Raw genomic sequence first — 11,163 nt, 5'->3', positions numbered from 1 at the left:
CTGGTTTTCCTGTGGAAACGTAGGAAACGACCTGGCCACCGAAGAATGCGGTTCGTGGCGGTCCGCCGCACCGGTCGGCCCCCCGGGGCGCGGGACGGCCGACGGGTGCTCTCGCACCACGTCCTTCAGGATTCATCGTAGTTTTCGAGACAAAGAACGGCGGCGACGAGATGCGGCTGCGCGCACTGCTGGACACCGATGCGCTGGGCCTCAGGCTCCTCGGCGGCGAGGACGAGCTGAACCGCACGGTACGGGGTGTCATGACCACCGACCTGCGGGACCCCAGCCGCTACCTCTCCGGGGGCGAGCTGGTGCTGACGGGCCTGGCCTGGCGCCGGGACGCGGCGGACTCCGAGCCGTTCGTGCGGATCCTGGTGCAGGCCGGGGTGGCCGCGCTCGCGGCGGGTGAGGCGGAGCTGGGCGACGTTCCGGAGGACCTGGCCGTGGCCTGCGCCCGGCACCGGCTCCCGCTGTTCGCGGTGCACGAGTCGGTGGCCTTCGCGACGATCACCGAGCACGTCGTACGGCAGGTGTCCGGCGAGCGCGCCGGAGATCTCGCGGCCGTCGTGGACCGGCACCGCCGGATGATGACCTCGGGCCCGGCGGGCGGCGGCCCGGACGTGGTCCTGGACCTGCTCGGCTCCGACCTGGACCTGCGGGCCTGGGTCCTGTCCCCCACCGGACGGCTCATCGCCGGCCCGAAGCCGGCGGGGCCGGGGCTGGCGCCCGACGCGTGCGCGAAGCTGGCGGCGGAGCACCTGGCGGCCGTCCGCACCGGTCGGCGCGGCCCGCACCGGGTGATCATGGGCCAGACGACCTACTCCCTGTTCCCGATCCGCAGCGCCGGCCGCGCCCCGCAGGTCCCGCGTACCCCGCAGGCCGCCCAGGCCACGCGGGACGTGCGCGAGAGCGTCCTGTCGGACTGGCTGCTGGCCGTCGAGGCGGACGCCGGGGACTGGGCGGACGAGCGTCTCGACCTGCTCCAGGGCGTCACCCAGCTGATCGCCGTCGAACGGGACCGCCGGGACGCCGCGCGCACGGTGCGCAGGCGGCTCGCGCAGGAGGTGCTGGAGCTGGTCCAGACGGGCGCCGCACCGGCCGAGATCGCGGCCCGGCTGCGGGTGGCCGCGCCGGTGCTGCTGCCGGGGCTGGGCGCGGCCCCGCACTGGCAGGTAGTGGTGGCCCGGGTCGAGTGGGACGACGGCGGGCCCGCGGCGGGCCCGGTCGCCCAGTCGCTGCTGGAGGAGATCCTGGTCGACCCGCTCGCCACCGGACCCGAGCCCTCCGACCGTATCGCCGTGGCCCACACCGGCGACGAGGCCATCGCCCTGGTCCCACTGCCGTCGGTGTCGAGCGAACACGACGGCTCCGAGACCGACGTCCTCGCCGACGCGCTGCTGGCCGCCGTCCGGGAACCGCTGTCGTCCGGTCTCGACGGCGACGGACGGCTCACGCTGGGCGTCAGCGCGGCCGTGCACTCGGCGGAGGGGCTGCGCGGGGCCCTGGAGGAGGCACGGCACGCCCGGCGGGTGGCCGCCGCGCGCCCCGGCCGGGTCTGCGCCGCGGGCCACCAGGAACTGGCCTCGCACGTGCTGCTGCTCCCGTTCGTCCCGGACGACGTGCGGAAGGCGTTCACGGCCCGTCTCCTGGACCCGCTGCGCGACTACGACCGACGGCACCGCGCGGAGCTGATCCCGACGCTGGAGGCGTTCTTGGACTGTGACGGTTCGTGGACGCGGTGCGCGGCCCGGCTGCACCTGCACGTCAACACACTGCGCTACCGGGTCGGGCGGATCGAGCAGTTGACGAGCCGTGACCTCTCGCGCCTCGAGGACAAGCTGGATTTCTTCCTCGCGCTGCGGATGAGCTGACGGCGCACGACACCGGTTCCACCCCCGGGTCACGAGCCGTCGAGGCCTTTCGGGCGCGGAGTCCCACGACTTTGTGAAATCCTTCACCCGCCCCCTTGGCCCGGCCGCGTGATCCGTGCTGAGATGCGGCCACCACTCAAAGCTCGACGGCGCGCTCGGGGAGGGCAACGTGGCGTACACCGCCATGTCTGGTACCGGAACGACCTCAGGTGACGATCCCCTCCAGACCGCGGTATGGCGGCTGCGCTCGCGCGCCTGCTGGGCGGACGCGGCGGCCCTGCTCCCGCCGGACAGCGCGGCGGGCGCGATCCAGCGGGCGGCGCTCCTCGTGGAACGGTGCCTGTACACCGAACAGGGCTGGCAGGACGCCGAGGACGCGCTGCGCACGGCGGAGGCGCTGGCCCACGACGACGAGGAACGCGGCGCCGCCGCCTGTGAACGGGGCCAACTCGCCTACGCGGCCACGCTGCACGGGGTGCGCGACCGGGTGGACGAGGCGCGGGCGGCGCTCGGCCGGGCGGCGGCGCTGATCCCGCCGGACGCGCCGGGACGGGCCCTGCTGGACTTCCGCCGGGGCCTGCTCGCGGAGAACATCTCGCGTTCCCCGCAGGCCGCGAGGGCCGCGTACCGGCGCGCCCACACGGCGGCCGCGGCCCACTCCGACGCGCTGCTGCTGTCCTTCACCTGGCGCCACCTCGCCGGACTCGCCCTGCGCGACGGCGAGGTGGCGGAGGCCCGGCACGGCTTCGCCGAATCCCTGCGGATCCGGGAGGAGTTGGGCTACCTGGTGGGCACCGCCCCGGCGCTCGCCTCGCTGGCCGACGCGGAGGTCGACCCGGAGGCCTCCCGGCTGCGGGAGGAGGCCCGACGGCTGTTCCGGCTGCTGGGCGGCGTACCGACCTGGCTGGCACGGCAGTTGGCGCCACCGCCGACACCGAGCCCGTCCGGAGTCTGAGAACGAGGCGGCCCGGCCACGCGAGCGCGTCCACAAGGCCTGGGCGGACAGGGCCTCTTCGGGTCCCGCGCCGACGACCGCCGGCCCGCGCGCATCGTGCGCGATCGCCCGTGCCGGACGGCGTGAGGCGCGGCCCCGTCGATGTCGGCCGGGCGCGGGAGCTGACAGCACCGCGGACCCGACAGTGGCGCGGATGTGGCAGCACCGCGGACCCGACAGTGGCGCGGATGTGGCAGCACCGCGGACCCGACAGTGGCGCGGTTCCCGCAGTAGCGGGCCGCTCCGGCGGGTCATCCCGCAGACGCGGGCCCGGCACGCCCACGCGCGCCGACAACTGCGTCGGCGCCTTCTCCGGCCCGATCGGCCGGACAGGCCTAGCCGCGTGTGCCGGCGAAGTGTCCGCGTACCAGCGATTGCGCCCGCTCCGGCTCGCCCGCCGTCAGGGCCTCCAGCAGCGCGATGTGCTCCGCCGCGTCGGCCATGAGGTCCGCGCGCCCGCGCCGCACCGACCCGCCGGCCGGCGGCCACTGCGCGCGCCGGTGCAGATCCTCGGCGACGGCGACCAGCTGCTCGTTGCCGGACAGGATGAGCACCGCCCGGTGGAAGAGGCGGTCGGCCTCCGCGTACGTGGCCGGGCAGCCGGAGGCCGCCGCGCGCACGCTCGCCTCGCCGACCGGCCGCAGCTCGGCCCAGCGCTCGGCGGGCACCGTGCGGGCGAGCCGCAGCATGACGGGAACCTCGATCAGCGCGCGCACCTCGGCCAGCTCGGCCAGCTCGCGCGCACCCCGCACGATCACCCGGAAGCCCCGGTTGGGGACGACCTCCACGGCGCCTTCCAGCGCGAGCTGCTGCATCGCCTCGCGGACCGGCGTCGCGGACACCCCGAAGCGTTCCGCGAGGACCGGCGCCGAGTACACCTCGCCCGGCAGCAGTTCCCCGGCGACGAGCGCGGTGCGCAGGGCGTCGAGGATCTGGCCGCGCACCGAGGCGCGCTGCACCACCGGCCGGGGGCGTGGGACAGGGGCCTCGCTGTGCGTGTGTTCACCGCGCGCCGCACCCGCCGGACCGCATCTCTCCCGGTCCGCGCTTTCGCCGTACCCGGCGGACCCGCGTGACTGCGGCGGCACCCTTGTCCGGCCCTCGGCGCCCGGCACGGCCGGGGTCCCGGTACCGGTGGAGCCCTGCGCACGCTGCTCCACGGGGCCTCCTCCGGCCTTGTCGGTACTTGGGGTCATTACGGCGGGTTGTTACTCGTCCGTCAAGCACCTTAGGCGTACTGGCCGCCAGTTCAAATCCCGACGATACTGAGTAAGGTTAGGCTTACCTTTAAACTCTCCCGAAACGGCGGTCCCGGCATGCTCACAGCCCCGTCGGCCACGGCCTCGGCCACAGCGCAGGCCTACGCCCGCCTCGCCGAGGTGTTCCCGGACCTGACCGTCACGGAGCTGGGACCCGATGAACCGTTTCCGCAGGGCGGCGGCTGGGTCACGGCCGCCGACCTCGCGGCCGGCGGAGCCGCCCTGGAGTCCTTCCTCGCCTGGGACGACGCCCAGGTCCTGCGCGACTACGGCCGGGCAGCGCGTCCGGACGTCGTGGCGAGCTTCGGACTGCACCGTTACTCCTGGCCCGCCTGTCTGCTGATCACCGTGCCATGGTTCCTGCACCGCCGGGTGCCCCGCCTCCCCGTGACGCACGTCTCGTACGACCGCACCGGCGACGGCATGCGGATGGCCGTCCGGCCGCCCACCTCCTTCGCCTGCCTGCCGGGCGATCCGGCGGCGCTGCTGCCCGGCGCCCGGGTGGTCCCGGACGAGGAGGCGCTGCGGGCGGAAGTACGGGCCGCGGTGGCCGAGCACCACGAGCCGGTGCTCGCCGGGTTCGGACCGGCCGCGCGACGCCGCGGCCGGGCCCTGTGGGGCATGGTGACCGACGAGATCGTCGAAGGCCTCTGGTACGTCGCCGGACTGCTCGGCGAGGGCGAGAAGGACCGGGCGCGACGGGAACTGGAGCTGCTCCTGCCCGGCGCCACCCGGCCCTACGTCGGCTCGGCGTCCTTCCGCGAGCTGACCGGGCCGCAGGGCGAGACCCTGCCCACCCGGGACCGGGCGAGCTGCTGCATGTTCTACACGCTGGACCCCGACGACACCTGCGCCACCTGCCCGCGCACCTGCGACGCGGACCGCGTCGGCAAGCTCACTGCGGTGGCCGCCAGTTGAGGGGGCCTCAGGCGCACCCCCGGGGCCTGACGCCGCCGGACGTCCCGTAAGATCACCCGGACGTGACTCCTCCCGGGGTTACAGGCAATTCACAATTTCCTCACTTGCCCCGGGAACTTTCCGCGGAACCACCCGTACGGGTAGTCTTATTCGAACTCAACTCCCGCCCCTCAAGCGGCAGTTCGAGCAGAACGTCGCCCTGGGCATCCCCTTGCACTTCCTTGGCGGCCTCTTGCCCCGAAACCCCCTGAGGGACGGCGGGATTGCGCCACTATGGCGGGCGTTACGCCCTATCCCAATGCAAGGGACCCCTGATGAGATTGACCGACATATCGCTGAACTGGCTGCTTCCCGGCGCCGTACTGCTCCTGGGCATGCTGGCGGCGGTGGCGGTGCTCGCGCGCGGCAAGCGCTCCTCCGGGGCAAACGCGAGCGCGGACGATTCGTGGGAGCGTACCGAGGAGCGCCGCAGGCGCAAGGAGGCCATATACGGCACCGCCTCCTATGTCCTTCTGTTCTGCTGCGCGGCCGTCGCCGCCGCGCTCTCCTTCCACGGCCTGGTCGGCTTCGGCCAGCAGAACCTCGGCCTCACCAACGGCTGGGAGTACCTCGTCCCCTTCGGCCTCGACGGCGCGGCCATGTTCTGCTCCGTGCTCGCGGTGCGCGAGGCCAGTCACGGTGACGCCGCTCTCGGCTCCCGGATACTCGTGTGGACCTTCGCGGGCGCGGCGGCCTGGTTCAACTGGGTGCACGCGCCCAGGGGCCTCGGTCACGACGGCGCGCCGCAGTTCTTCTCCGGCATGTCCCTCTCGGCGGCCGTGCTCTTCGACCGGGCCCTGAAGCAGACCCGCCGGGCCGCGCTGCGCGAGCAGGGTCTCGTGCCCCGTCCGCTGCCGCAGATCCGCGTCGTGCGCTGGGCCCGTGCCCCCCGCGAGACGTACAAGGCCTGGTCGCTCATGCTCCTCGAGAACGTGCGCAGCCTGGACGAGGCCGTGGACGAGGTGCGTGAGGACAAGGCCCGCAAGGAAGAGACGAAGCTGCGCCGCCGTGAGCAGCACCGCGTCGAGCGGGCTCAGCTGAAGGCGATCAGCCGGGGCCACGGCCCCCGCTTCCCCGGTCGCGGTGGCGGCGGTGGCCGTCCGGTGGAGGCCCCGGCCGCCCTGGAGCCGGCCACGGCCGAGCGGGTCTCCGCGGAGCCTGCCATAGCGAACTCGGCGGAGCAGCTGCCCGTGCGCTCACGGCACTCGCTCCAGCCCGTACGCCACGGAGCCGACTCCTCGATCACCGTCGACCTCACCGCGGAGGACGACACCATGGCCCTGCCGCGCCTCGACTCCCTGGAGCGCAAGCTCAAGGACCTGGAGCAGCAGTTCGGCTGACAGACGATCGGACGTCACGGGAAGGGGGCGCGACCGCACAGGTCGCGCCCCCTTCCCGTTGCCCGTGACCCGTCACCCGTCGCCCGTCGCCCGTCGCCCGGCGAGCACTCCCGCGACCCGTGCGGCCGTCGTGGCCGGACGATCCGTCGGCCCGTCGGCCGGCGTTCAAGCGGCTCCGGCACCCAGCTCGAACCAGACGACCTTGCCGCCGCCCTGCGCCCTAACCCCCCATGTGTCCGCGAGGGACTCGACCAGGACCAGACCCCGGCCGTGCGTGGCCTCGTCGGCACTCGGCACCCTCGGCCGCGGACGGTGGGCCGCCGAATCCCGCACCTCCACCCGCAGGCCGGACGGTGAGAGGGTGGCCGTCAGGACCGCGTCGTCGTCGGTGTGCACCAGCGCGTTGGTGACGAGCTCACTGGTGAGCAGTTCCGCCGTCTCCGAACGCCCCGGCCTCCCCCAGTCCCGCAACAGCTCCCTCAGCGCCCGGCGCGTCTCGGGCACCGCCCGCAGGTCCGCCCGCCCGAGTCGGCGCCTGAGCTGCCACGCCCGGTCCTGGTCCGTCACGCCCTCGGCCCTGTCCTCCCCCGCCTGTCCCGTCGCCGAGGTGTCCGCGATCGCCGTCGGACCGCTTCCCCGTACCTGCCTCTCCATGACCCCCGCCCGCGTGTCGATGTGGGTTCCCCTCCTGCTCGAACACGTTCACGGGGATCCTTGCCCGGACGGCACCGCGCCAGTCATGTCGAATCATCGACGCCCGGGTGTTCGGCCATGTTCGGGGGCCGTGCCCGGGCGGGCCGCCAGGGCGCTCCCGGAAGGGGGGACACCGCCCGACAGTGCTGTTCGGGCCGCCGGGGAGGAGGCCGCGCACGGCGCGTCCGCCCCGCGCTCGTACGCGTCCGGAGCGAGCGCTGCGACGGTTCGTGCGTCCCGCGTGGCACGGGGCTCCTGGGCCGCCGGTGAGGTCGGCACGGCACCGGCCGGGTGAGCCGGCGCCGGTGGGCCGGGCCCGGCCCACCGCCCGAGCTGCCGCGACGGCCGGCGACCGCCGGGGAAAGCCCTGGTGGGCGGGCCGGCTCCGGTGGGCTCGGGACACCGGAGCAAGGGTCGGACCAGCGGGCGGAGACGGCGATCCGCCCCGCGAGGAGGGCGACGGGCCGGCCGTACGACGGCGCCGACGTCCGTTCGGGGGGCGTGCACCCGCGCAATGGCACTTGACCTTCACCACCCTCACGAGGGTGAGTGAGCCGGCGCGTCCGCGGTGCGATACGGCCGCCGCTCCGGCCGTCCCGCCCGTCTCCGCTCCTACGCGCCCAGGTGGCCCGCCGACCGCCGGGGATCGGCCCGTCAGCCGAGTCGCCCCTGCCGAACTGGCCGTACGCGAAAGGGAGGTGGGGCGGCGGGTACCGCCCTCACCTCCCCGGCCGTCGCCCTCGACGGTCCCGCCGCGCCGAGCGCTTCCTCGTGCGGCCGATGAGGTTGGCCGGAATCCGCCGGTGCGCGAACGGCCTTCGCGGGGAAAAGGAGTGGGCCGCCGGTGATCGAGCTGTCGGCTTCCCGTCGGCCGTGGCCGCACCCGAGAAGGCGAGCCCCCGGAGACGCGTGTGCGTACGGGTGCCCGCCTCCGGACGATCGCTGCGCCTCGCCGCCCGGTGGGCGGTGGGCGGTGGGGCCTCGGCCCGCCTCGACCTACTTCGTGCCGATGTGGAAGATCTTGTGGGTGGTACGGGTCATGTCGACGACGAGCTTCGTGGTACCGCTGCCCCAGGTGAGGGTGACGACGGCCTCCGTGTGGTTCGCCGTGCCGTTGTCGGTGACCTTCCACGCGAGCGGGACGTTCTGGGCCTGGAGGACGCCGTCGGCGTGGTTCTTGTCCTCCCAGGCCGCCAGCTCCTTCTGGAAGGCGGGGGTGAGGTAGTGCTCGCGGAGTTCCTCCGCGAGCTCGCCGCCGCCCTCGTCGGTCATCGCGTCGATGTAGGCGCCGTAGAAGTCGGCGATGCGCGTGATGTTGTCGGACGGCTTGCCGCTCACGCTGCGCGGGCTGCCGGCGGACGCCTGTGCCGTCACGCCGAGACCGAGGGCCAGGGCGAGGCCCGCGGCCAGGGCCGTCCGGCGGCGCGCGGTACGGAAACGGGTCGTGCCGTCACCGGTCCTGCCGTTGTCGCCGGTCGTGCTGTTGTCGCCGGTCGTGCTGTTGTCGCCGGTCATGTGCGTGTTCCCCGTATGTCTCATGTCTGCGGCCGGTCCGGCCCGACTGTGGTTGTGCGGTCGTGCGGGGCCTCCGCCCTCCCGACCCCCGTGGCGGGAGGGCGGCGGCCCCGGCTCTTCCTCGGTGGTCGTGGGTCAGTGGAGCTTGTTGACGGCCGTGACGGTCGTCTTCTTGAAGGCCTTCACCGGGGCGTCGCCGAAGTCGCCGAGCCGGCCCCAGTCGACGACCGTCACCGTCCTGCCGTCGCGGCCGACGGAGAGCAGGCGGATGTCGGTCGCGCCCCAGGAGGTCTCCGTGTGCAGGCCGTAGACGTGGGCGCCCTCCTCCACGTTCAGCTTCCCGTAGTCCCTGAGCGTGGCCTCGACCTCCGGGTCGGCCCGCTCGATCCGCGCGGGACAGGACTTGATGTCCTTCTCGACCCGTGACATCCGGCCCTTGGCCGCGCTGACGCTCGACAGCTCGACACTCACCTGACGGGCGCTCGGGTCGAGGTCGGTCCGGAAGTCCCGGTACCAGGAGTTCCGGCCGCCGCCCAGCGCCATGCTGAGACAAAGGTCCAGCTCCACCTCCGGTGACGCGCCGGCGGTGACCCTGCCGGCCGTCCAGGACGAGCCGGGGTGCGGCGGAAGGTCCGCGGCCGAGAGGAAACCGGGCGGTCGCGGGGTGGCGGCATCCGCCGGTACGGCGAGTACGGTGCCGAGGGCGAGGCCTGCCGCGGTGAGGGCGGTGAGCCCGGTGAGCGTGCCCGCTCGAGTGCGCTTGGACATGGGTGTCCCCCGTGAGTGACTGCGTGGTGGAGGTCGTCACCCTGGGACCGGGTCGGTCGGTCCGGCCCTGGTCGGTGCGACACCAAGAGCATCGGCGGTCCGGGCGGCCGAGTGCAACGCTCAGCGCCCGATCGGCCGAGGTGGAACCATCCCATCCCATCTGACGTGCAGGTATATGAGTGCCTGGGATGACCGCCGGGCCGGACGAACACAGGGAGAACGGTGTCGACCGACGACGGTGTGGCCGAAGTGACGGAGTTCGCGGCGCTGCTGACGGAGCTGAAGGGGCGCACCGGGCGCAGCTACGGCTCCCTCGCCCGTCGGCTGGGCATGAACACCTCGACGCTGCACCGGTACTGCGCGGGGGAAGCGGTTCCGCAGGACTTCGCCCCCGTCGAACGGCTCGCCGAGTTCTGCGGGGCGTCACCGGAGGAACGCCTCGAACTGCACCGGCGGTGGCTGCGGGCGGTCGCGGCCCGCCAGCGGGCCCGGACCACGACGACTCCTGAACCACCGGAGACGCCGGAGACGCCGGAGACACCCGGAGTGCCGGTGGCGCCGGTCATCGCGACCACCTCGGAGACATCGGGGTCCTCAGAGTCCTCGAAGGCATCGAAGACGTCGGAGACCTCGGAGACCGGGAAGCTCTCCGGAACACCGGCGGACACGGAAAGCCCGCTCATCGCGGGCCCGCAAGCCCCGAGACCGGACGGGGAACGGGTTCCGCCTGTCCGTTGGTACCGGCATCGGCGCACCACGGTCGCCGTCGGTGTCGTCTGCGCGCTGCTCGCCACCCTGGGAACACTGTCCGCGCTGCCCGGCGGCGGCCGTCCCTCGGCCTCCGACGAGGTGGCGCCCAGAACAGCTTCCGCCACGGCCACGCCCCGGACGACGGCCGCGTCCCCCTCCCGGTCGCTCGGCGCGGGCTCGACCACCTCCCCGGCACCCGGTACCGCCTCCGCCTCCGCCCTCCCGCCGAAGGCATCCCCCTCCCCCGAGCCCTCCCCGGCCGGCGGCGCGTCCTCGGTACCCGCGTCGGGTGTGCCGCTGGCCTGGACCGTCGACTCGCAGGTCTGGGCGCTCGGTTGCAGTCACGACTACGTCATCGACAAGCCGCCGACGCAGGTTCCGCCGCCCCCGGCGGAACAGGACGCCGGCCCTTGGGCGACCGCGCAGGGCGCGGTGCACGGGCGGGAGACCAATGTGGAGATCTCGGTGCAGGGCCGCAGCTCCACCGCCGTCGTGCTGACGGGGCTGCGCGTGCGGGTCGTCGGTCGCACCGCTGCGGTGCCGGGCACCGCCTACGCCATGGACCAGGGCTGCGGCGGTTCCCTGAGCAGGCGCTACTTCGCGGTCGACCTGGACAAGGACCGTCCGGTGGCGCACTCGGTCGCCGGCAACGACGCGGGGACGCCGATCCCGGCGGTGAGCCTGCCCTACCGCGTGTCCAGCACCGACCCCGAGGTGCTGCTGGTCACGGCGCGGACCGAGACCTGTGCCTGCGACTGGTACCTCGAACTGGACTGGTCGTCCCAGGGCCGTGCCGGAACGGTCCGGATCGACGACCGCGGCCGCCCGTTCCGCACGAGCGGCGTCAAGGGACTGCCTCGCTACTGGTACGGCACGGAGAACGGCCGACGCCAGTGGGTCCCGACCGGCGACTGACCCGCTGACCGGCCCTCGCGGGCCGCCACCGGCCGCCACCGGTTGTCGCGGGCCGTCGGTGGTCGTCGCCGGTCGGCGCCGGTCGTCGACGGACGTCGCAG

The 11,163-nt window shown here is 73.9% G+C and carries 9 protein-coding genes; 5 read left to right on the top strand and 4 right to left on the bottom strand.

What is annotated here, in order from left to right:
- Window positions 1-170 precede the first annotated feature (170 nt).
- Window positions 171-1,871: a PucR family transcriptional regulator gene (locus AOQ37_RS30115; protein WP_062648885.1), complete on the top strand. Its 1,701-nt coding sequence runs from the start codon at window positions 171-173 to the stop codon at window positions 1,869-1,871.
- A gap of 169 nt (window positions 1,872-2,040) precedes the next feature.
- On the top strand, window positions 2,041-2,826 hold the full coding sequence (locus AOQ37_RS30110; RefSeq protein WP_062648883.1) for a hypothetical protein: 786 nt from the start codon (window positions 2,041-2,043) through the stop codon (window positions 2,824-2,826).
- Window positions 2,827-3,200: 374 nt separating this feature from the next.
- Here AOQ37_RS30110 and AOQ37_RS30105 read toward each other — a convergent pair whose 3' ends face one another.
- Window positions 3,201-4,025, bottom strand: a complete 825-nt coding sequence (locus tag AOQ37_RS30105; RefSeq protein WP_062648881.1) for a GntR family transcriptional regulator — start codon at window positions 4,023-4,025, stop codon at window positions 3,201-3,203.
- Between the two features lie 156 nt (window positions 4,026-4,181).
- On the opposite strand from AOQ37_RS30105, the gene AOQ37_RS30100 reads away from it, so the two are divergent.
- Together AOQ37_RS30100 and AOQ37_RS30095 are read left to right on the top strand one after the other, a co-directional pair.
- On the top strand, window positions 4,182-5,042 hold the full coding sequence (locus AOQ37_RS30100; protein ID WP_062648879.1) for a (2Fe-2S)-binding protein: 861 nt from the start codon (window positions 4,182-4,184) through the stop codon (window positions 5,040-5,042).
- A 314-nt stretch (window positions 5,043-5,356) separates the two neighbouring features.
- Window positions 5,357-6,421, top strand: coding sequence for a DUF2637 domain-containing protein (locus AOQ37_RS30095; protein WP_062648878.1), 1,065 nt, complete (start codon window positions 5,357-5,359; stop codon window positions 6,419-6,421).
- 165 nt (window positions 6,422-6,586) lie between these two features.
- Here AOQ37_RS30095 and AOQ37_RS30090 read toward each other — a convergent pair whose 3' ends face one another.
- From AOQ37_RS30090 to AOQ37_RS30080, 3 genes are all read right to left on the bottom strand, one after another.
- A complete protein-coding gene (locus AOQ37_RS30090) occupies window positions 6,587-7,075 on the bottom strand; it encodes an ATP-binding protein (RefSeq protein ID WP_078890420.1) in 489 nt (162 codons plus the stop codon).
- A 1,035-nt stretch (window positions 7,076-8,110) separates the two neighbouring features.
- Window positions 8,111-8,629, bottom strand: a complete 519-nt coding sequence (locus AOQ37_RS30085; protein ID WP_234437044.1) for a hypothetical protein — start codon at window positions 8,627-8,629, stop codon at window positions 8,111-8,113.
- 135 nt (window positions 8,630-8,764) lie between these two features.
- Complete coding sequence (locus AOQ37_RS30080) at window positions 8,765-9,397, bottom strand: hypothetical protein (RefSeq protein WP_062648876.1); 633 nt, start codon at window positions 9,395-9,397, stop codon at window positions 8,765-8,767.
- A gap of 222 nt (window positions 9,398-9,619) precedes the next feature.
- Between AOQ37_RS30080 and AOQ37_RS30075 the strand changes: the two genes are divergently transcribed.
- Window positions 9,620-11,062 carry a helix-turn-helix domain-containing protein gene (locus tag AOQ37_RS30075; protein WP_062648874.1) on the top strand — a complete coding sequence of 481 codons (1,443 nt, stop codon included), beginning with the start codon at window positions 9,620-9,622 and terminating at the stop codon, window positions 11,060-11,062.
- The last annotated feature ends 101 nt before the right edge of the window (window positions 11,063-11,163 follow it).

The sequence above is a fragment of the Streptomyces maremycinicus genome, assembly GCF_001184025.1.
Taxonomy (GTDB): domain Bacteria; phylum Actinomycetota; class Actinomycetes; order Streptomycetales; family Streptomycetaceae; genus Streptomyces; species Streptomyces maremycinicus.
The sequence above is the reverse complement of the archived record's forward strand: the minus strand, read 5'-3'. Positions and strand labels throughout refer to the sequence as shown.

Coding starts and splice junctions, on each gene's coding strand:
- AOQ37_RS30115 (WP_062648885.1), top strand. CDS start 171: ATGCGGCTGCGCGCACTGCTGGACACCGATGCGCTGGGCCTCAGGCTC.
- AOQ37_RS30100 (WP_062648879.1), top strand. CDS start 4,182: ATGCTCACAGCCCCGTCGGCCACGGCCTCGGCCACAGCGCAGGCCTAC.
- AOQ37_RS30095 (WP_062648878.1), top strand. CDS start 5,357: ATGAGATTGACCGACATATCGCTGAACTGGCTGCTTCCCGGCGCCGTA.
- AOQ37_RS30090 (WP_078890420.1), bottom strand. CDS start 7,075: ATGGAGAGGCAGGTACGGGGAAGCGGTCCGACGGCGATCGCGGACACC.
- AOQ37_RS30085 (WP_234437044.1), bottom strand. CDS start 8,629: ATGACCGGCGACAACAGCACGACCGGCGACAACAGCACGACCGGCGAC.
- AOQ37_RS30080 (WP_062648876.1), bottom strand. CDS start 9,397: ATGTCCAAGCGCACTCGAGCGGGCACGCTCACCGGGCTCACCGCCCTC.